The sequence below is a fragment of the Mesorhizobium sp. B4-1-3 genome (assembly GCF_006439355.1).
Lineage (GTDB): Bacteria > Pseudomonadota > Alphaproteobacteria > Rhizobiales > Rhizobiaceae > Mesorhizobium.
The window spans coordinates 197248-216738 of sequence record NZ_VFTG01000003.1 but is presented as its reverse complement, the minus strand read 5'-3'; the positions used below and the strand labels follow the sequence as shown (position 1 = coordinate 216738).

The window sequence follows — 19491 nt, the reverse complement described above, 5'->3', positions numbered from 1 at the left end:
GATGGAAGCAAGATTGAAGAACCCGGTGATGCTCATTCCCGGCGCGCTGCAGGCGCTGCTGGCGCTCGACAAGTCGACAGAAGCCGGCGACGTGCCTTATGTGACGCGCAAGCTCATTCATCTGCGCGCCAGCCAGATCAATGCCTGCGCCGTGTGCGTCGACATGCATGCCCGCGAGTTGAAGAAGGCCGGCGAGAAGGACGAGCGGATCTTTGCCGTGTCGGCATGGCGGGAGACGCCGTACTTCAACGAAGCCGAACGCGCCGCGCTTGCGCTGACGGAAGCCGCGACGCGCCTAGCCGATCGTTCCGACGCGGTGCCGGACGACGTCTGGGACGAGGCCGCGCGCCATTATGACGACAAGGCGCTCGCCGCCCTGGTGATCCAGATCGCGCTGATCAATGCGTTCAACCGCCTGAATGCCACCACGCGGCAACCGGTGGGCGCCTGGGGTTGAATCGAGAAGAGGACGCGTGCTTCGAAGCGCGCGTCTTGCCGCTACTGCTTCAGGATCGTGTTCTTGGCGCCTTGTTCGACCTGGTCGATCACCAGAAGCTTCACAGGATCGGCGCCGATATTGGTGGCCTGGTGCCATTGGCCGATCATCTCGACGATGAAGTCACCTGATTTGTAGGTGTTGGCAGCGCCGGTCTCGACATTGGTGACCTTGAGCGTGCCTTGCTCGACATACGCATAGCGCGGGAAGGGGTGCTTGTGCACCGGCAGCGTCGCGCCCGGCGCGATCTGATAGGATGAGACCTGAACCTCGACGTTCTTCCGCGGCAGCGTGATCGGCTGGCCGGACGCGGTCGTCGTCTTCGACGCCAGCGGAGTCACGACGACCAGCGTGTTGCTGCTGTCCAAGGCGTTGGCCGCGGTCGCATAGACGGTGGCTACGGCGAGCAGCGCGGATATCGTGATGCTGCGCATGATCCCCTCCAAAGTTGCCGCACCATCGCCCGGCGGAAATTGACGCGCAAGCATCCTTTTGCACGTGTCGGATCTCGGGCGCTGCCATTTCTGGCGACCCCTGGAAGACGTGAAAGGCCCCGGACTTGCCGGGGCCTGAGCACTGTAAAATCACCTTAACCGGTCGGCCCGACGGTTTCCCTGTGCGATGAAAACAGCGGGGTGCCGCCACGGTGATCCGACGGATCAGCTCGGCGCCTTGCCGCCGTTCTTCTTGCAGGCCGAGCGGAACTTCTCGCGCTCCTTGCCGTGAAGACCTTTCTGATCCGCGAGCGCCGAGCATTGTTTCGAGATCGCGGTCTTTTCGGGCGTCATGGTCGATTTCGGCTTCTTCGTCGTCGGAGCCATGGTCGTTGTCGTGCTGGCAGCGGGCGCCGTCGTTGTCGCGGTCGACGTCGCCGCCATGGCTCCGGTGGCGACAAATCCCGCGAGAGCGAAAGAGGCAAGAAGACGAGCTGCTACTTTCATTGCGATCTCCATTGTTTCGAGTTCCCCCACGGCGAAAGCTAGCACCGGACTGGAGCTCCACCATGCCGGGCCGAAGCTTGCGCCGACACTTTATCGTTACCGGGAAAATGGCTCTGCAGCCGGGTGCGTCGATTGGATTGTCGTCCGGTCAGGCCGCAGGAGTGTCCTGCCGTTTGGCTGCTCCGGGCTTCGGCGATCGGAGCAACAGAGCGAGCGGCACCAGCAGCGCTGTGGCTATCGCGCAATAGAAGAATACATCGACATAGGCGAGCAGCGAGGCCTGGCGGCCGATCTCCTGTCCGATCCAGCCGACGGCCTGCTGCCTGGCTTCGACCAGCGGCGAACCCTCGGCGACGAAATGGTCCGTCACCTGGCGAAGCATATGTTGATAGGTGTCGCTCGACTGCGCGGTGTGGCCGACCAGCACCGACTGGTGGAACTGGGCGTTCTGGGCAATCACCGTGTTGGACAGCGACACGCCGATGCTGCCGCCGATGTTGCGGGCGACATTGATGAGCGAGGACGCCTGATCGGTCTTCTGAGGCGGCAGGCCGACATAGGCGGCGGTGGAGATCGGGATGAACAGGAACGGCAGGCCGATCATCATGTAGATGCGCGCATATGCGAAGAAACCGAAGCTGGCGTCGGGCGTCAGCGAGGTCATGTGCCAAAGCGCGACCGCGACCACCGACATGCCCATCATGATGAGATAGCGTGGCTGGACGACGCCGGCGGCAAAACCCGAGACCGGCATCAGCAGGAGCATGGCGATGCCGCCCGGCATCATCGACAGGCCGGAAAGGGTGGCGGTGTAGTCGAAGGTCGTCTGCTGCAGCTGCGGCAAAAGCTGCGTGGTGCTGAAGAGCGCGGCGCCCACCGCCAGCATGACGAGGAACGACATGCCGAACTGCCGGCTGAAAAGCAGGCGGATGTCGACGATCGGATCGCGCCTCGTCCACTCCCAGGGGACGAGCAGCAGGAACGACACGGCCGAGATCACTGCGAAGGTGGTGATGAAGGTCGAGGCGAACCAGTCGTTGCGTTGGCCTTCGTCGAGAAAGACTTCGAGGCAGCCGAGCGCCATCGCCACCAGGATGAAGCCGATCCAGTCGACCTTCAGCCCCTTGCTCAACCGTTCGCGGCGCTCGCGTTCGAGAATGTCGGGCTCGATCACCAGCCATTGCACGAGCGCCAGCGACATGATGCCGAACGGCACGTTGATGAAGAAGATCCAATGCCACGAAAAATTGTCGGTCAGCCAGCCCCCGATAGTTGGCCCGATCGTCGGCGCGACGATCACCGCAATGCCGTAGAGGGCAAAGCCCTGCGAACGCTTTTCGGGCGGAAAAGTATCGGCGAGGATCGACTGCTCGCTCGGCGCCATGCCGCCGCCGCCGAGCCCCTGCAGGATGCGGAAGGCAATCAATGTCGGCAGGTTGGGCGCCAGCCCGCACAGCAGCGAGGCCAGCGTGAAGGTCGCCACGCAGGTCATGTAGTAGCGCTTGCGCCCGATGACGCTGGTCAGCCAGCCGCTGACCGGGATGATGACGGAGTTGGCGACGAGATAGGTGGTGATCACCCATGTGCTCTCGTCCATGCCGGCGGCCAGGCTTCCGGCGATGTTGCGCAGCGCGACATTGGCGATCGAGGTGTCGAGCACCAGCATGAAGGTCGCGATCGAGACGACGATCGCGATGAGCCAGGGGTTGCGCCCGCCGGCGGCGGACCGGCTTTCGCTGCCCTGGGCTATTGCGGCATCGCTCATCGTACCTTGACCGTCGGAACCACCGACATGCCGGGACCGAGATAGACGCCGGGCGGCTGGTCGAAGACGATCTTGACCGGCACGCGCTGCACCACCTTGACGAAATTGCCCGTGGCGTTTTCGGCAGGCAGCAGGCTGAACGCCGTGCCGCTGCCCGCCTGGACGCTATCGACATGGCCATGGAAGGTCTTTTCCGGATAGGCGTCGATGGCGATATCGACAGGCTGACCCGGTCGCATCAGGTCGAGCTGCGTCTCCTTGAAATTGGCTTTCACCCAGACGTCGTTGGGCACGAACATCATCAGCACCTGACCGGGCTGCGCATAGGTGCCTTTCGCCACGGTGATGTTGGTGGCACGGCCGGCGACGGGCGCCGTGATGGTCGTGCGGGTAAGGGTAATCTTGGCCTGATTCTCGGTGGCCTCAGCCTGGTGCAGCTTGGCCTCGGCACTCTTACCTTGAGCCTGCAGAACAGCCACCTGGCTTTTTGCCGCCTCGACATTGGCGTTGGCGGTATCGAGTGCTGCCTGGTCCTGGCGCAGGGTCGAAGCGGCCTGCTGTGCCTGCTGTTGCGTCGCCGTGCCCTTGGCCAGGAGCTCACGGTTGCGCTGGTCCTCGGATTTGGCGAATTCGAGCGCCGCCTGCGCCTGCGCCACCTGTCTTTCGGCAGCATCGATCTTGGCGTTTTGCGCTTCGGTCTGGGCCTGCACATTGGCAATATCGGCCCGCGCCGCGACCACGCCGGCCTGCGCCTGTTTGAGCGAGGCCTGATAGTCGCTGTCGTCGATGCGCAGAAGCACGGCGCCGGCCTCGACCGGCTGGTTGTCGGTGACGGCGACATCGGTGATGCGTCCGGCAATTTCCGCGCCGATCGTCACCGTGCGTGCGTCGATGAAGGCGTCGTCGGTCCATTCATATTGGCGTGCGTTGATCCACCAGATGACCACGGCCGCGATGGCCAGCAGGATGAGGATCGCGACGATTGCCGCGATATAGGGATGGCGCCTTATGAGCCCCGGCCTGTTGTCGTCAGGCTCGCTGTCATTCGGCTGCCTGTCTTGCGCTCGCTCGTCGTCGCGCTCATTTTCCACGCGCTTTTCGTCGTCCGGCGGGCGTTGCGGCCGATCGGACCGGGGCTGAGTCCGCGCTTCCTCGGCGGGAGCGGTTTCGCGCTCTTTTCTGTCGGTTTTTGCGTCCAAGGCAACGGATCCCAGAATCGCTGACCCCCTCGCAGCAGGGTCAACGGACGGTTTCCGCAAAGGTTCCTGCCCTCGGGTGCCGGACCGTGGCCCGGCTGACAGCCGTCAGCCCGCCATCCAGCCGCCGTCCACCGTAAGATTGATGCCGGTGATATAGCTTGCCATGTCGCTGGCGAGAAACAGCGCCGCGCCAGTCACGTCATTCGGATGCCCGAGCCGTGGCCAGGGCGTGCGGCGGCGCGAATAGTCGAGCGCGTCAGGGTCATTGGCGACACCCGGTTTGCCGGTGATGATCTTGCCCGGAGCGATGGCGTTGCAGACGATGAGGTCGTTGGCGTGGTCGACGGCGATCTGGCGCGTCATCTGCACGATGCCGCCCTTGCTGACGGAGTAGGGAAAATCGCCGGGGCAGGCGACCATGCCGTGCTGCGAGGAGATGTTGATGATGCGGCCGCGCACCTCGTTGACCGGCGTCTGGGTGAGCATCTGCGTGACGGCGCGTTTGTTGCAGTAAAAGAAGCCCGTCAAATTGACGCCAATAACGCGGTTCCATTGTTCCGGCGTCGTCTCGATCAGGTTGGTACTGGTGTAGATCGCGGCATTGTTCACCATCACGTCCAGCCGGCCGAAGTGATCGAGGGTTGCGCCGGCAAGCGCGTCGACGGCATTCCAGTCGGAGATGTTCGTCTTGACGTAAATGGCGGTGCCGCCGGCCGAACGGATCATATCAGCGGTGGCTTGGCCGCCCTCGATCGGCTGCTCGACCGTATCGGCAATGACGACGTTGGCGCCTTCGGCGGCGAATTTGAGCGCGATCGCACGGCCGATGCCGGAGCTCGCTCCGGTGACGATGGCGGTCTTGTTGTCGAGCAGGGCCATGGTTCAGCTCTCCCGGGTGACGATCTTCCCTTGCGCCGTGCCGGCCAGCCGCCCGTCGCGCACGATCTCGTGGCCACGCAGGAAGACGCTGGTCAGCCGTGTTTTTACGGTCCAGCCGTCGAAAGGCGTGTAGCCGGCCAGCGACACCTGATCCGCGTTGGCGATGGTGCTGGATCGGCGGGGATCGAGGATCAGCAGATCGGCATCGTATCCGGCGGCGATGCATCCCTTGCGCCGGCCGAGGCCGAAGCGCTCGGCCGGGTTGCGAGAGCACATACGCACCAGGTCAGGAAGGGCGATGATCCTGTCGTCGACCAGCCTCAGCATGGTGGGAAGCAGCGTCTGCAATCCGGGCATGCCGCCCGGGATGTCGGCGAAAGCAGCATAAGCCGCGGCCTTTTCGGCCGGCGCGTGCGGGGCGTGATCGGTGGCGACGATGTCGATCAGCCCGGCGCTGAGCGCGGCGCGCAGCGCGTCGACGTCGTGTGCGAAGCGCAAGGGCGGCGAGGCCTTCAGGTTGGCGCCTTGCGCCTCGTAGTCCTTAGCCGTGAAGAACAGGTTCTGCGGCGTGGTCTCGATGCTGGCGTCGGCCATGCCGCGCAGCCGGCTCCAGGTCTCGACGCCGAGTTCGGAATTGATCTGCCTGACGTGGATCCTCGCTTCGGTTGAAGCCGCGGCGACCAGCGCGCGGGCGATGCCGCTGGCTTCTGCCAGCGGCGGCCGGCTGTCCAGGAAGGCGTCGATCGTACCCGAGCGATCGCGCTCGGAGCTGCCGGTCAGTATCGACTGGTCGCCGGGCGAGATGCCGATCAGCGTATCGGCGACGGCGAAAACTTTGAGCGCCTCGGCGACGCTGTCGAGCGTGGCAAAAAGGAAGGCGTCCGGGACGTCGGCGGTGAACAATTCGAACGACACCGGCGCGCGCTCGAGCAGGCGAGAGACAGCCGACATGTCGCGGCTGAGCACGGCCTGCAGGCCGACATCGACATGGATGCGGCCTTCGGCTATCGCCATCTTGTCGGCGAGCTGCTCGGCCGTCGCGGTCCAAGGCTCGTCGGTCGGCATGTCGAGCACCGTGGTCACGCCGCCCAGTGCGGCCGCATGGGTGCCGGAGGAAAAATCCTCCTTGTGGGTCAGGCCGGGGTCGCGCAGATGCGCATGTGCGTCGATGAGGCCGGGCAGGATGAAGCTGCCGGAGGCGTCGACGACCGTCCTGGCTTCGGCGGCTTCGCCGGGCGCGATGATTGCCTCGACCTTGCCCGCGACAATACCGATGTCGCCGTGGCCGAGGCTGTCGGCATTCACCAGCGTTCCACCGCGGATCAGCGTGTCGAACATCGCTCAGCCGCGCTGCTCGAAACGGGCATGGTTGGCATGCCAGAAGCGGGCGATGTCCTCGCGTCGCATGAAGGCGGCGCCATCGCTTTGCCGGACATGCTCGATCACTTCGCGGAGGCCCGATGCCCGGTTCGGCTGGCCGGTCCAGCGGGCGTGGATGCCGATGGTGAGCATGCGGCCGCCGGTCTCGTCGGCTTCGGAAAGCATATAGTCGATGGCCGAGCGGCAGTCCTCGGCGAAGTCGCGCGGATTGCCGTAGCCGGGCGCGACGAGGTAGCGGCTGTCGTTGAGCGTCTTGGAGTAGGGAACGACCAGGATCTCCGTGCCCCGATGGTCGAGGAAATAGGGCAGGTCGTCGTTGCAGGGATCGGAGTGGTAGAGGAAGCCGCCTTCCTCGACCAGGAGATCGCGCGTGTTGACGCTGGGCAGCGAACGGCAGTTCCAGCCCAAAGGCCGCTTGCCCAGCAGCTTCTCGTAGAGCGCGACCGCTTCGTGCAGCTGGCGCTCTTCCTCGCCGCGCTCCATGGTTGTGTAGTCGATCCAGCGCAGGCCGTGGCCCATCAGGTCATGCCTGCGCGCCTTTATCCACTCGACCAAGGGCGGGTTGCGTTCTAGCGCCACGGCGCAGGCGGAAAAGGTGACAGGAATGTCGTAGCGGTCGAACAACCTGGCCAGGCGCCAGACGCCGGCGCGGCTGCCATATTCGTAATGCGTCTCGGTGCCGAGGTCGCGCACCGGCATGCTGCCGGTCAGATTGTATTCGCCCCAATTGTCGTTGCGGCCGTCTTCCAGCCAGTTGTATTCCGAGCCTTCCTCGTAGTTGAGCACGAGATTGATGGCGAGTTTGATGCCGCCCGGCCAGGTGACGAAGGGCGGGTGCGGGCCGTAGCCGACAAAGTCGCGCGGCTGCTGTGCTTGCTGCGGATCGGTCGGCATCTCTCGTCATCCTCCTTCGGTTTGGTTTGGCTCAGCTTTCGTTGGCGGCAATCCAGTCCATGTAGGCGTGGAAGGCTTCCTTGCCGGAACGCGGCCGCCATGCGGTGTCGCGCATGATGCGGGCGATGTCATAGGCGCCCCACATGCCGCCTTTCAGCATCACATCCTGGACGATATTGGCGTCTTCGCCAGGCGTCACCTCGGCCTTCAGTCCCGGCACGCGTTCGGCTGCCCAGCCGATGATCTCGCCGATGGTCTGGGTCGATCCGGAGCCGATGTTGTAGTGGCGGTAATTGAGGTGCTGAGCATCGATCAGCGCGAGGATCGCGGCGGCAACATCGGTCGAGGCGACGTAGTCGCCCACCGGCTCCAGGCTGTTCGGCCTGATCGTCTCACCGGCCAACGCCATATGCGCGACGCGATTGGGAACATGGCGAAAATTGCGGCTCTCGGTGGCGCGGTCCATCGGGCCGTAGACCGAAGCGAGCCGAACCGAGACCGCTGAAAGGCCGAACAGGTCGGCATAGCGATTGGTGACCATCTCGGAAGCGAATTTCGAGATCCCATAGAGTGTCAGCGGCGCGACATAGCCGTCCTCCGGCAGCGGTTCGCCGCTCCAGTCGGGGCCATTGTGGCGGTAGACGGAGCCGGAACTAACATAGATGAAGCGTTTCAGGTCCGGATTCGTGCGGGCCCAGTCCAGCACGCGCACGGTGCCCATCAGATTGACGTCGACGATGCGGGCCGGGTCTTCGGCCTCCGGCTGGCGCTTTGCCTCCGATGCGCTGCCGCGGGCGATCGGCGTGATCGTCGCGCCATGAACGATCGCCGTGATGCCTTGCTTGTCGAGCGCGTCGGACCAGGCTTTCGGGTCGAGGATGTCGGCGGATATCACCGTGAGCCGGTCGCGCACCGGAGCGAAATGCTTTTCGGCGGCCGCGTCGAGGCCGGAGCGGTCGAGGATGACGGCGCGGGCCAGAGGGTCGCGGTGGAGCCATGCGCGCGCGACCACGCTCATGACAAAACCGGTGCCGCCGGTGACGAGGAGAGTCATGGGAACTCCTTCGGAAGTGAGGTTTCGGGCTCAGCGCGTCGCATAGCCGCCGTCCACGAGCATGTCGGATCCGGTGACGAAGGAAGCGTCGGAGGAAAGCAGGAAGGCTGCCGCCGCGGCGATCTCGTCGGGCTCGGCGATGCGGCCGAGCAGGTGGGCAGGGCCGAGGCCGGCATTGGCCGCCTCGAAATCGGCGAATCTGCGCAGCAGGCGCGTCGTCGCCACCGCGCCGGGCGACAGGCTGTTGACGCGAACCTTGTCGGGCGCGTGGTCGACGGCCATCGCTTTGGCAAGGTGGATCAGGCCGGCTTTGGCGGCGCAGTAGGCGATCGCACGAGCGGTGGCGACGCGGCCGAATTGCGAGCCGATGAAGACGACCGAGCCGCCGCCGCTCGCCGCGATCAGCGGCACGGCGAATTTGCTCATCAGGAAGGCGCCGGTCAGGCCGACATCGATCTCGTGCCGCCAGGCGCTTTCGTCGAGATCGACAACGGTGGCGCTGGTCGAGGGCGCGGCGGCATTGTGCACCAGCCCGTCGAGCCGGCCGAATTTCTTCCCGGCGAAGTCGACGGCCGATTTCGCGGAGTCGATGTTCGTCACGTCGCACTGGCAGGCGGCCGCGGAAGGCCCAAGCGCGTCAGCCAGTCTTGTAGCCGGCTCCAGATCGTAGTCTGCGCAGACGACTCTTGCGCGTTCGGCGACGCAGCGCCGGGCAATTGCCGCGCCGATGCCGCTGGCGGCGCCGGCGATCAGGATGACGCTGTCTTGCAGGCGGTTCTTGGCTGGATCCGTCATCAGACCCGCTCCTCGATCGCCTGCATGGTCGCCAGCGTGACTGGACGGCGCAGGAGGTTATAGCAGGCGGCCAGCGTCACCAGCACGGCGCCGCCGCCCAGAAGCACAAACATGGCCGGAGCGCCCATATGCTCCATCAGGCCGGCTGAAATGCCAGGCGTCGCGACATTGCCGACCGAATAGAGCAGGAGCAGAGTGCCGGACGCGCCGACCATGTGCCGGCTGTGCAATTGCGAGGCGCCGAAGGCCATCGCCACCGGATAGACAGTGAGCGCGGTGCAGCCATAGATGAAGAACAGAACGAAGAGCAGCGGCACCGAGGAATTGCCGACCCAGGCGATCGCGGCGCAGAGCGCGACCGACAGAATGCCCTGGACAAGCAATATGATGCGCCGTTCGAACCGGTCCGACAGCCAGCCGACCGGCGTCTGCGCCAGCATGCCGGCGATGCTGATGGTCGTGACAAGCCCGACCGTCGTTGCCGCCGAAAGGCCGATCTGGGTGCCGTAGATCGGCGTCAGCACGAAGATGTTCATATTGGTGATGCCGCCCTGGAAGATCGCCACGACCGTTACCGGCGCCAGCCGGAACAGCGCCAGCGGGCCGAGGCGCTTGACTGGCCTGGCCGAACTCGCGTGCTCCGGATCGGCGGCCGGCAGCGCCGGCCAGCGCCCACCGATGAATTTGGAGATCAAAGCCAAGAGCACCGTCGCCGCCGCGACCGGGAACAGATGCGGAGACTGCGGGCCGACCAGGCCCACAAGGAGTTGTCCAAGCAGCACTGCGATCGCCGTCGTCAGCATGTAGAGCGAAAACAGCGCGCCGCGATTGTGCTGCTCGGCGTAGAGGTTGATCCAGCTTTCGCAGACGACGAAGAGGGAGGCCATCGCCATGCCGCCTAGCAGGCGAAAGCAGATCCAGCTTGGCAGGAAATCGGTGAAGACGAAGTCGGACGCCGCCAGCAGCGCCAGCACTAGGATCGCCACGAAGGTTCGCTCGTGGCCGTACTGGGCGACCGCCGGACGCGTGACCAGGCATCCGACGAGGAAGCCCACGGGATAAGCGGTCAACACGATCTGCACGACCTGGGGAGAAATGCCGGGCTTGCCGAGATGCAGCGATACCGCAGTGGTCAGCATGGCGCTGCCGATACAAGCGAGGCAAATGCCGACCATGACCGGCAGCATGGCGCGGGAGCGCTCTGCATTGTGCCAAAGCCTCATCGCGGATTGAGCGATCGACCTCATGAATGCGGCTGCGGCGGCTCCCTGGCGGCACCGTTGACAGACGGCAGCCCGAGCAGAAGCTACACTTTGCAGTGATTGCCACAAACGAAGATTGACGCGGCTATGGCTTAAATTTTTTTGGCCATGCCGGCAAAGGAAAGCGGCGTCTCGGCGCGGCGCGGGCTTTACAGTGGTTTTGCACCCTCCTTACCATAGGCAAAAAACCAGATCTGGAAACCAGCGGAAGGGAACATCATGACGATTGAACGCCTCGAAAACGGCCAGCGCTTCTGCCGGGTACTCCGCTACAATGGCACCGTCTATGTGGCCGGCCTGACCGCGGATGATCTGTCCGGCGACACCACCAGCCAGACCAAGCAGATCCTGGCCAAGATCGATGCGCTTCTCGCCAAGGCTGGCAGCGACAAGTCGAAGCTGCTCAGCGCGCAGATTTGGCTCCGCGACATCGCCGATTTCGAGATGATGAACACCGCCTGGGACGCCTGGATCGACAGGAGCGCCATGCCGGTGCGCGCCACGGTGGAGGCGCGGCTTGCCGGCGACCAGTATCGCGTCGAGATCATGGTGACGGCGGCGGTCGGCTGAGCCGGCCGGCGAGGGCCAATTTGAACAGAAGAGCTGGCCAATGCATGAGCTGGTGATCAAAGGCGGGCGCGTGGCGCTCGACGACGGCTGGGCCGAGTATGACATCGGTATCGACGATGGCCGGATCACCGCCATAGGCAAAAGCCTGTCCGGTGAGAAGGTGGTCGATGCCAATGGCCGCTGGGTCATGCCCGGCGGCATCGACGCGCACTGCCATCTCGATCAGCCGGTCTGGGGTGGGGCGGGCAACGCAGACGATTTCGAATCCGGGACAATCTCGGCCGCCTTTGGCGGCACCACCTGCATTGTCCCGTTCGGCATGCCTGGACAGGACATGACGACGATCGGCGCTATCGACCGTGCGCTCGAGCGCGCGGCGGGTCGTTCCGTGATCGACTACGGGCTGCATGCCGTGGTCACCATGGGCACCGGCGCGGATGTCGAGGCTCAGCTCAACCAGCTTGCCGGCCGTGGCATCGCCTCGGTCAAGCTATTCATGACCTATCAGGGCTTCGCCGTCGACGACGACCTGTTCTTCAAGGTCCTCGATACGGCCAGACGACTGGGCTGGATCGTCATGGTTCATGCCGAGAACGATGCCGCGATCCGCCGCACACGCCAGCGGCTCATCGATCTCGGCCGCACCGATATCCGCTACCATGTCGTCGCCCACAGCGAGACGATGGAGCGCGAGGCGACGCATCGCGCGTTGGCCTTTGCCGAGATGACCGGCGCGCGCATGACCATCGTGCATGTCTCGTCCTGGCAATCGGCCGAGGAGGTGGCGCGGGCGAAGTCGCGCGGCGTCGACGCTATCGCGGAAACCTGTCCGCAATATCTTTTCCTGGGCGCTGCCGATCTCGACCGGCCGGCAATCGATGCCGCGCGCTTCGTCTTCTCGCCGCCGCCGCGCTCGCCGCGCAGCCATGAGCATCTGTGGCAAGAGCTTATTAGTGGCGGCATCGACCTCTGGTCGTCCGACCATTCACCATATTACTTCGCCGACAAGACCGGCCGTTCCGAGACGCCCGGTTTCACCACGACGCTGAGCGGCATTCCCGGCATCGAGACGCGCCTGCCGCTGCTGTTTTCCGAAGGGCTGCTCACCGGCCGGCTGACGCTCGACCGATACCTCGACCTCACCTCGCGCAATGCCGCCTCGATCTACGGCTTCGCCGACCGCAAGGGCCGCATCGCCGTCGGGCTCGACGCGGACCTGGCGCTGTGGGATCCGACGGCGCGCTGGGCGCTCGGGCACAAGGCGCTGCATTCGCGCGTCGATTTCACGCCCTATGAGGGCAAGGAGGTCACCGGCCGACCGACCACCGTGCTGGTGCGCGGCGTGCCGGTTGTCGCCGACGGCAAGCTGCAGGCCGAACCTGGCTTCGGGCAATTTGTGGCTCGAAGGGCAGCCGATCCCACACTTTCAGGAAAACCAGTCGAGGATTGGACGCCATGGCTCGATGCCTGACCATCGCCGTTTGCCAGACCGGGCCGATCCAGCGCAGCGCCACGTGCGCCGAGACTGTCGGGCGCCTGGTGCGCCTGCTCGAGAGAGCTGCCGCCTCCGGCGCCGAGATCGCGGTGTTTCCGGAAATGGCCCTCACCACTTTCTTCCCGCGCTGGCGCATCGACGACCAGGCCGAGATCGACGCCTTCTTCGAAGCTTCGATGCCGGGACCCGAGACGCAGCGGCTCTATGATGCCGCCGCGCGGCTAAAAGTCGGCTTTGCGCTGGGTTATTGCGAGCTAACGCAGGAAGACGGCCGCACACGTCATTTCAACACCATGGATCTGGTCGGGCCGGACGGTGCCTTCATCGGCCGCTATCGCAAGATGCATGTGCCGGGTTCGAGCGAGCCGGAGGCGGGCACAACCACGCACCTCGAACGGCGTTACTTCGAACCGGGCAATCTCGGCTTTCCGGTCTTCGATTATCGCGGCGTTCGCGTCGGCCTCGCCATCTGCAACGACCGCCGCTGGCCGGAGACTTACCGCATGCTCTGCCTCAACGGCGCCGAGGTGGCGCTGCTCGGCTACAACACGCCGCTGCTGCTCGACGAAGCGCCGGCGCTGGCGCATCTGAGGATGTTCCACAACCATCTGCCGATGCAGGCCGGCGCTTACCAGAACACGCTCTGGGTCGGCGCCGCCGCCAAGGCGGGACTTGAAGACGGGCAAGCGCTGATCGGCGGCTCTTGCATCATCGCGCCGACCGGCGAGATCGCCGCGCAGGCGATGTCACTCGACGACGAGGTCATTGTCCACCGCGCCGACCTCGATCTGATCGAGGTCTGCCGGAAGGTGAATTTCAACTTCGCGCTCTATCGCCGCCCCGACCAGTACCGGCGCATCTCGGAATCGGTCTGAGATCGCGATGGGCCTGATCGAAACCAGCCAAAGCCAAGGCACGCCGCCGCCCTCGACCGATCCGCTGACGCTCGGCGAGATCGTCGAGAACGGTCTTTGCATCGGTTGCGGCCTCTGCCGTTCGATCGCGGGTCCCGGCGATGTCGACATGGTGATGACGCCGGAAGGGCGCGAGCGGCCGGTCGCGTTGCGCGCATTGGACACGTCGACACTGACGAAGATCAACGCCGTCTGCCCAGGAACGCGCATCGCCGGTCCGCCACAGATGGATGAGGCCGCGTTGAAGGATACCGTCTGGGGACCGGTCGAACGGCTTGTGCTCGGCTCCGCTGGAAATCCGACTGTGCGCTTCATCGGCTCCGGCGGCGGCACGCTGACGGCGCTCGGGCAATTCCTACTCGACACCGGGCGGGTCAAGTTCGTGCTGCATGTCGCGGCCTCGCGTTCCATGCCGATGCGCACGGAGCGCAAGCTGAGCTTCGACGCCGCTTCGGTGCTTGAAGGCGCGGGCTCGCGCTATGGCCCGGCGGCGACGCTGGTGGATTTCAACGATATCCTCGATCGCGGCGAGCCGTTCGCGCTGATCGCCAAGCCTTGCGACATCACCGCCGTGCGCAATCTGGCGCGGATCGACCATCGCGTCGATGAGCAGATGCGCTATGCGCTCGCCTTCGTCTGCGGCGGCGCCTCGGACCTGACCAAGTCGGAACAGGTGCTGCAGCGTTTCGGTTTGAGCGAGGACGAACTGGCGCTCTTCCGCTACCGGGGCCACGGCAATCCCGGCCTCAACCGCATCGAAACCAAAGACGGCCGCGCCTTCGAGATCAGCTACCGGCAGCTCTGGGAAGACGAGGACAAATGGATGATCCAGCCGCGCTGCAAGATCTGCCCCGACGCGATCGGCCAGGTGGCGGATATGGCGGTGTCGGATTCCTGGCTGAATGGCGGCCCGGCGGTCGAGGATGAGGCGCTCAACGGCATCATCGTGCGCACGAAGCGCGGGCTGGAGCTGTTCGACGCGGCCGTTGAGGCTGGCGTGCTGCAGATCAAGCGCGAGACTGACATTGCAGAGATCAGCGAGCTGCAGTCGCATCAGGTGCGCAAACGCCGCGCCGTCTGGGCGCGGCTGACAGGCATGGCCATCGCCGGCAAGCCGGTGCCTTTTGTCAGCGACCTCGCTTTGCGGGATTGCGCCGCGCGGAATTCGCTAGCCGAGAACCTGGCCGAGGGGCGGGGCGCCCGCGATCGTGCGCGGCGCGGCCGTCTGGGCGAGCCGCCCGCGGTGCCGGGCGCAACAATTTTGAGGGATCCATGAGCGAGCAGACCGAAATCATCGTCATCGGCGGCGGCATGGCCGGCGCTGGCGCTGCCTTCGAGATTTCGCGCGACAGGAAGGTCGTGCTGCTCGAGCGCGAGAGCCATTGCGGCTATCACACCACGGGACGCTCGGCGGCAAGCTTCACCGAGAATTACGGCAACGGCATCATCCGCCGCATCGTGCTCGCAAGCCGCGCCTTCCTGACCGAGCCGCCGAGGGGTTTTTGCGACTATCCGCTGCTCAGCAAGCGCGGCATGATCACCGTGGCGCGCGCTGATCAGCTCGACCTGTTGCGCGAGGATCTGGCGGCGGCCCAGGCCCTGGTGCCCTCGATCGTTGCGATGACGCCGGCCGAGGCGATCGCGCGCGTGCCGGTGCTGCGTCGGGACTACCTCGCCGGCGCCTATATCGAGCCGCATTCCACGGACATCGACGTCAACGGCCTGCATCAGGGTTTTTTGCGCGGCGCGCGGGCGCGGGGCGCGCGCATCATCACCAAGGCCGGCGTGAGAGGCATCGGGCGGCAGGGCGGACAGTGGCGGGTCGAGACGGAAGCGGGTACATTTCTCGCGTCGGTGATCGTCAATGCGGCCGGCGCCTGGGGCGACGAGATCGCGCTGATGGCGGGCGTGCGTCCGGTCGGTCTTCAGCCGAAGCGCCGCACCGCCTTCAACATTCCCGCACCTGAAGGTGTCGACATCACCGACTGGCCGCTGGTCAACGATGTCGGCGCGGAATTCTATTTCAAGCCGGATGCCGGGCAGCTGTTCCTTTCGCCGGCCGATGCCAGGCCGTCGGAGCCGATGGACGCCTTTGCCGAAGACATCGATGTCGCGATCGGCGCCGAGCGTCTGGAACGAGCGACCACAATCGAAGTGCGGCGCGTGTCGCGTTCCTGGGCGGGCTTGAGGACGTTTGTCGCCGACGGATCGCCGGTGGTCGGGCCCGATGACGAATTTCCGGACTTCGTCTGGCTGGTCGGGCAGGGCGGCTACGGCATCAAGACCTCGCCGGCGCTGTCGCGCGTCTGCGCCAGCCTGATCACTGGCGGCGGCCTGCCGGACGATGTCGCGAGGCAAGGCGTGTCGCTGGACGACCTCACGCCGCACCGGCTGCGCGATGTCGCGCCTGAAGCCAGCAAGGTTGCTTCATGAACAGCGCCGTTTTGACGGCCGGGGGTGAACTGGCGGTGCGGATCCTGGATATGCTCGCCGAAGCTACGACGGACGCACCGGGGATCACCCGCGTCGCTTACGGGCCGGGCGAGCGCTTCGCCCATGATCTCGTGCGCAACGAGGGGGAAAAACTCGGCGCCGCCGCGCGCGTCGACGCTGCCGGCAATCTCTACCTGACGCTCAAAGGCAGTCGTCCGGAATTGCCTGCAATCGTCGTCGGCTCGCATCTCGACAGTGTGGCGCATGGCGGCAATTTCGACGGCGCCGCCGGCGTCGTGGCGGGCTTGGCAGTGATGGCCGAACTGGCCGCGCAAGGCATCCGGTTGCAGCGCGATCTCATCCTGCTGGCGACCCGAGCCGAGGAAGCGGTCTGGTTTCCGCTTTCCTATCCCGGCAGCCAGGCGGCGCTTGGCCTGCTCGATCCGCAGGCGCTCGAAGCCAGGCGAGCCGACAGCGGCCGCACGCTGGCCGATCACATGCGCGAGGAAGGCTTCGACCCTGATGCCGTACAGCGCGGGGTTCCGGGCATCGAAGCCGCGCGGATCGCCGCCTTTGGCGAAGTGCATATCGAGCAGGGACCGCGTCTGGTAGCCGCCGGCGCGCCGGTCGGTATCGTCACCGGGATCGCTGGCGGTTTCCGCTATGTCAACGCCAAATGTCTCGGCGCCTACGCCCATTCAGGCGCCGAGCCGCGCTCCGCCCGACATGATGCCGTGCTTGGCTTTGCCGATCTGGTCGCCGCGCTCGAAACCGAGTGGGATGCGCTCGAACGCGAAGGACATGAGGCCACCGTCACCTTCGGCCGGGTTCAATCCGATCCCACGCAGCATGGCGGCAGCCGGGTTCTGGGCGAACTCGGCTTCACGCTGGATGTGCGCAGCGCCGAAGCGGCCGTCCTGGAGCGGATTGAAACTCAGCTTCATGGCATTCTTGCCGAAGTCGGCACCAAACGCGGTGTCACCTTCGAGCTTGGGCCGCGCTTTACTTGGGAACCGGCGACCATGTCGCCAGCGCTGATCGCGAAGCTCAATCGCGCCGCGACCGAATTGCAGATGCGTGTGCCGCATGTGCCAAGCGGAGCCGGGCACGATGCGGCAACCTTCGCCGGCGCCGGCATTGCGACCGCGATGCTCTTCGTGCGCAACGAGAACGGCAGCCACAACCCGCATGAAGCGATGGAGATCGTCGATCTCGATCAGGCGATCCGGCTGCTCTTGCGTTTCGTCACGCGCTTCGACAACCCGGACCAGCCATGAACCTCGCCAAGACCGCGTTGCTCGCCATTGACCTGCAGAACGAATACCGTCCCGGCGCCGCATGGCCGGTCGTCGGTTACGACGCTGTGCTCGCCAACACCGCCGCGCTGATCGAATTCGCCCGCAAGGCGGACGTGCCCGTCATCCACGCGCAGGCCTGGGTGAAGCCAGAGGAACGCGACGGCTATGCGCGGCAGGAAGAGGTCCTGACGGAGGAGTTCCGCTCCGCGGTAGCCGGCAGCGAGGGCGCCGCGATCTGCGCCGAAGTGGCGGCGCTGCCGGGCGACATCGTCATCCACAAGCATTGGCCGAGCGCCTTTCGCCGCACCGATCTCTCGCAACGGCTCGCCGCGCTCGGGGTCGAAAACCTGATCGTCGCAGGCGTGCTGACCGACAGCTGCGTGACCGAAAGCGTGTTCGACGCGGTCTACCAGGGTTTTCGCGTCTGGCTGGTCAAGGAAGCCTGCGGCAGCATGACTGAGGCCATGCACCGCACCGGCATGCTCGACATGGCGAACCGGCTCTATGGCGGCGGCATATTGCGTCTGCCCGAGGCGCTGAACGCGCTTACCGGCCGGTCGTTCGACGGCTGGCGCTGCACGCGGCCGGTGGAATTCGCCTACACGCTGGAGAGCGTCGACCGGATTTACGAGGCGCTGTGATCGGCGCCGCAGTTGCAAGTGCCCCTGGCGATCGTCTTTGAAGTCGAGGGTTTGAGGACCGCGCCCGGCAGCGCTCCAGTGGCTCTGCCCTCGCGCCAAACGGATATGCCGTTGACGAAGACATGCTCGATGCCCGCGGCGGGCCGGCGCGGCTCCTCGTAAGTCGCGGTGTCGATGATCGTGTCGGGATCGAAGATGACGAGATCGGCGAAGTTCCCTTCGGCCAGCAGCCCGCGCTGGACGATGCCGAATTCTCGCGCGGGCAGGCCGGTCATGCGGAAAACCGCTTCTTCCAGGCTGAACAGGCCGACATCGCGGGCATAGTGCCCAAGCACGCGCGGAAACGTGCCCCAGAGCCGCGGATGCGGGTGGATGTCGTGCGGCAGGCCGTCCGAGCCGATCATGGTGCGCGGATGGGCGATGATGTTGCGCACGTCGTCCTCGTCGAGCTGGAAGTAGACCGCGCCCGCCGGCAGCAGGCGCTCGCCGGCTTCGCGCTCGGTGCAGTTCCATTCGCGGGCAATGTCGGCGATCTCGCGCCTTGCCATCTCCGGATGCGGATCGGACCAGGTGATGAGGATCTTCAGGCCGGTATCGCAGCGCTCCAGCCGCAGCACCGTCGAGCTCGCGGCATAGGGATAGACATCCATGCCGATGTCCATTGCCTCGCGCGCCCGGTCGATCCGTTCCAGCGAAGGCCGGCTCTTGCCGAAATTGGCGCGGCCGGTGCACTGGTGGTGCGAGATGAACAGCTTGCCGCCGGCGTGGTGGGCAATGTCGATCGCTTCCTCGATCGCCTCGTCCATCGTCTCGAAATAGTTGCGCGTGTGGGTGACATAGGGGCCGCCGAGCTGCGCCGCTGTGGCGGCCAATGCCTTGACCTCGTCGGTCGAGGAGTTCACTGCCGGCGGGTAGTCGAGCCCGGTGCTGAGGCCAAACGCGCCTTCCGCCATCGCTTCGGCCACAGCCTCCTGCATCGCCGCCGTTTCGGCGTTGTTGGCCGGACGGCCGATCACCGGCATGCAGCGCTGGCGTAGCGTGGTGTGGCCGACAAGCAGGGCCGCGTTGGTGGCGATGCCGCGACGCTTGAGCTCCGCGACATAATCGGCAAAGCGGCCGAACCGAAAATTCTCGCGGCCACCGACCAGCGTGAAGGGGGACGGCGGCGTCCTGTCGAGCAGCAGCGGCGCCAGGCTGACGCCGCAATTGCCGGCGATCACCGTCGTCACGCCCTGGCTGATCTTCGGGTCCATGCCGCGCGGCGCCAGCAGCGCACCGTCGTCATGGGTGTGCACGTCGATGAAGCCGGGCGCCACCACCTTGCCTAGAGCATTGATTTCCTCGATGCCGTGCTCTTCGTCCAGCCGGCCGATCGCCGCGATCCGGTCGCCGGTGACAGCGATGTCGGCTTCGAAGGGTTTCGAGCCGTCGCCGGCGATCAGCGTCGCGTGACGAATGATGAGATCGTAGGCCAT

At 65.4% G+C, this 19491-nt stretch carries 19 protein-coding genes; 8 read left to right on the top strand and 11 right to left on the bottom strand.

The window, feature by feature from the left end:
* Position 1 precedes the first annotated feature (1 nt).
* Positions 2-457: a carboxymuconolactone decarboxylase family protein gene (locus tag FJW06_RS05885; RefSeq protein WP_140749337.1), complete on the top strand. Its 456-nt coding sequence runs from the start codon at positions 2-4 to the stop codon at positions 455-457.
* 41 nt (positions 458-498) lie between these two features.
* On the opposite strand, the gene FJW06_RS05880 is transcribed toward FJW06_RS05885, so the two are convergent.
* The 10 genes from FJW06_RS05880 to FJW06_RS05835 form a co-directional block, all read right to left on the bottom strand.
* Positions 499-930, bottom strand: coding sequence for a cupin domain-containing protein (locus FJW06_RS05880; protein WP_140749334.1), 432 nt, complete (start codon positions 928-930; stop codon positions 499-501).
* A 225-nt stretch (positions 931-1155) separates the two neighbouring features.
* Complete coding sequence (locus FJW06_RS05875) at positions 1156-1437, bottom strand: hypothetical protein (protein WP_140749331.1); 282 nt, start codon at positions 1435-1437, stop codon at positions 1156-1158.
* Between the two features lie 148 nt (positions 1438-1585).
* Positions 1586-3202: a DHA2 family efflux MFS transporter permease subunit gene (locus FJW06_RS05870; RefSeq protein ID WP_140749328.1), complete on the bottom strand. Its 1617-nt coding sequence runs from the start codon at positions 3200-3202 to the stop codon at positions 1586-1588.
* Positions 3199-4293 (bottom strand): HlyD family secretion protein, encoded by a 1095-nt coding sequence (locus FJW06_RS05865; RefSeq protein ID WP_246674536.1) that lies wholly within the window; start codon positions 4291-4293, stop codon positions 3199-3201. Before FJW06_RS05865 ends, FJW06_RS05870 begins: the two co-directional genes overlap by 4 nt.
* A 213-nt stretch (positions 4294-4506) precedes the next feature.
* Positions 4507-5280 carry a glucose 1-dehydrogenase gene (locus FJW06_RS05860; RefSeq protein WP_140749325.1) on the bottom strand — a complete coding sequence of 258 codons (774 nt, stop codon included), beginning with the start codon at positions 5278-5280 and terminating at the stop codon, positions 4507-4509.
* 3 nt (positions 5281-5283) lie between these two features.
* Complete coding sequence (locus FJW06_RS05855; RefSeq protein ID WP_140749322.1) at positions 5284-6618, bottom strand: dihydroorotase family protein; 1335 nt, start codon at positions 6616-6618, stop codon at positions 5284-5286.
* A 3-nt stretch (positions 6619-6621) separates the two neighbouring features.
* Complete coding sequence (locus FJW06_RS05850; RefSeq protein WP_140749319.1) at positions 6622-7554, bottom strand: polysaccharide deacetylase family protein; 933 nt, start codon at positions 7552-7554, stop codon at positions 6622-6624.
* A gap of 31 nt (positions 7555-7585) precedes the next feature.
* The gene (locus FJW06_RS05845) at positions 7586-8608 is read right to left on the bottom strand and encodes an NAD(P)-dependent oxidoreductase (RefSeq protein WP_140749316.1); all 1023 of its coding nucleotides are present in this window, start codon (positions 8606-8608) and stop codon (positions 7586-7588) included.
* Between the two features lie 30 nt (positions 8609-8638).
* The gene (locus FJW06_RS05840; protein WP_140749313.1) at positions 8639-9403 is read right to left on the bottom strand and encodes an SDR family oxidoreductase; all 765 of its coding nucleotides are present in this window, start codon (positions 9401-9403) and stop codon (positions 8639-8641) included.
* Positions 9403-10650 carry an MFS transporter gene (locus FJW06_RS05835; RefSeq protein ID WP_140749310.1) on the bottom strand — a complete coding sequence of 416 codons (1248 nt, stop codon included), beginning with the start codon at positions 10648-10650 and terminating at the stop codon, positions 9403-9405. The genes FJW06_RS05840 and FJW06_RS05835 overlap by 1 nt, the downstream gene beginning before the upstream one ends.
* 234 nt (positions 10651-10884) lie before the next feature.
* On the opposite strand from FJW06_RS05835, the gene FJW06_RS05830 reads away from it, so the two are divergent.
* Genes FJW06_RS05830 through FJW06_RS05800 form a run of 7 tightly spaced genes read left to right on the top strand, consistent with a single transcriptional unit; the run spans position 10885 to position 18016 of the window.
* Positions 10885-11235, top strand: coding sequence for a RidA family protein (locus tag FJW06_RS05830; protein WP_041007422.1), 351 nt, complete (start codon positions 10885-10887; stop codon positions 11233-11235).
* A 40-nt stretch (positions 11236-11275) separates the two neighbouring features.
* A complete protein-coding gene (gene hydA / locus FJW06_RS05825) occupies positions 11276-12706 on the top strand; it encodes a dihydropyrimidinase (RefSeq protein ID WP_140749307.1) in 1431 nt (476 codons plus the stop codon).
* Positions 12691-13605, top strand: a complete 915-nt coding sequence (locus FJW06_RS05820; protein ID WP_140749304.1) for a nitrilase-related carbon-nitrogen hydrolase — start codon at positions 12691-12693, stop codon at positions 13603-13605. Before hydA ends, FJW06_RS05820 begins: the two co-directional genes overlap by 16 nt.
* Positions 13606-13612: 7 nt before the next feature.
* Positions 13613-14920, top strand: coding sequence for a Coenzyme F420 hydrogenase/dehydrogenase, beta subunit C-terminal domain (locus FJW06_RS05815; RefSeq protein WP_140749301.1), 1308 nt, complete (start codon positions 13613-13615; stop codon positions 14918-14920).
* Complete coding sequence (locus FJW06_RS05810; protein WP_140749298.1) at positions 14917-16077, top strand: FAD-binding oxidoreductase; 1161 nt, start codon at positions 14917-14919, stop codon at positions 16075-16077. Before FJW06_RS05815 ends, FJW06_RS05810 begins: the two co-directional genes overlap by 4 nt.
* Positions 16074-17354 carry a Zn-dependent hydrolase gene (locus FJW06_RS05805; protein WP_140749295.1) on the top strand — a complete coding sequence of 427 codons (1281 nt, stop codon included), beginning with the start codon at positions 16074-16076 and terminating at the stop codon, positions 17352-17354. Before FJW06_RS05810 ends, FJW06_RS05805 begins: the two co-directional genes overlap by 4 nt.
* On the top strand, positions 17351-18016 hold the full coding sequence (locus tag FJW06_RS05800) for an isochorismatase family cysteine hydrolase (RefSeq protein ID WP_140749292.1): 666 nt from the start codon (positions 17351-17353) through the stop codon (positions 18014-18016). Before FJW06_RS05805 ends, FJW06_RS05800 begins: the two co-directional genes overlap by 4 nt.
* On the opposite strand, the gene FJW06_RS05795 is transcribed toward FJW06_RS05800, so the two are convergent.
* On the bottom strand, positions 18001-19491 hold the full coding sequence (locus FJW06_RS05795; RefSeq protein ID WP_140749289.1) for a D-aminoacylase: 1491 nt from the start codon (positions 19489-19491) through the stop codon (positions 18001-18003). The genes FJW06_RS05800 and FJW06_RS05795 overlap by 16 nt on opposite strands.

Coding starts and splice junctions, on each gene's coding strand:
- FJW06_RS05840 (WP_140749313.1), bottom strand. CDS start 9,403: ATGACGGATCCAGCCAAGAACCGCCTGCAAGACAGCGTCATCCTGATC.
- FJW06_RS05870 (WP_140749328.1), bottom strand. CDS start 3,202: ATGAGCGATGCCGCAATAGCCCAGGGCAGCGAAAGCCGGTCCGCCGCC.
- FJW06_RS05880 (WP_140749334.1), bottom strand. CDS start 930: ATGCGCAGCATCACGATATCCGCGCTGCTCGCCGTAGCCACCGTCTAT.
- FJW06_RS05800 (WP_140749292.1), top strand. CDS start 17,351: ATGAACCTCGCCAAGACCGCGTTGCTCGCCATTGACCTGCAGAACGAA.
- FJW06_RS05855 (WP_140749322.1), bottom strand. CDS start 6,618: ATGTTCGACACGCTGATCCGCGGTGGAACGCTGGTGAATGCCGACAGC.
- FJW06_RS05830 (WP_041007422.1), top strand. CDS start 10,885: ATGACGATTGAACGCCTCGAAAACGGCCAGCGCTTCTGCCGGGTACTC.
- FJW06_RS05885 (WP_140749337.1), top strand. CDS start 2: ATGGAAGCAAGATTGAAGAACCCGGTGATGCTCATTCCCGGCGCGCTG.
- FJW06_RS05835 (WP_140749310.1), bottom strand. CDS start 10,650: ATGAGGTCGATCGCTCAATCCGCGATGAGGCTTTGGCACAATGCAGAG.
- FJW06_RS05810 (WP_140749298.1), top strand. CDS start 14,917: ATGAGCGAGCAGACCGAAATCATCGTCATCGGCGGCGGCATGGCCGGC.
- FJW06_RS05805 (WP_140749295.1), top strand. CDS start 16,074: ATGAACAGCGCCGTTTTGACGGCCGGGGGTGAACTGGCGGTGCGGATC.
- FJW06_RS05795 (WP_140749289.1), bottom strand. CDS start 19,491: ATGGCCTACGATCTCATCATTCGTCACGCGACGCTGATCGCCGGCGAC.
- FJW06_RS05860 (WP_140749325.1), bottom strand. CDS start 5,280: ATGGCCCTGCTCGACAACAAGACCGCCATCGTCACCGGAGCGAGCTCC.
- FJW06_RS05815 (WP_140749301.1), top strand. CDS start 13,613: ATGGGCCTGATCGAAACCAGCCAAAGCCAAGGCACGCCGCCGCCCTCG.
- FJW06_RS05820 (WP_140749304.1), top strand. CDS start 12,691: ATGGCTCGATGCCTGACCATCGCCGTTTGCCAGACCGGGCCGATCCAG.
- FJW06_RS05850 (WP_140749319.1), bottom strand. CDS start 7,554: ATGCCGACCGATCCGCAGCAAGCACAGCAGCCGCGCGACTTTGTCGGC.
- FJW06_RS05875 (WP_140749331.1), bottom strand. CDS start 1,437: ATGAAAGTAGCAGCTCGTCTTCTTGCCTCTTTCGCTCTCGCGGGATTT.
- FJW06_RS05845 (WP_140749316.1), bottom strand. CDS start 8,608: ATGACTCTCCTCGTCACCGGCGGCACCGGTTTTGTCATGAGCGTGGTC.
- hydA (WP_140749307.1), top strand. CDS start 11,276: ATGCATGAGCTGGTGATCAAAGGCGGGCGCGTGGCGCTCGACGACGGC.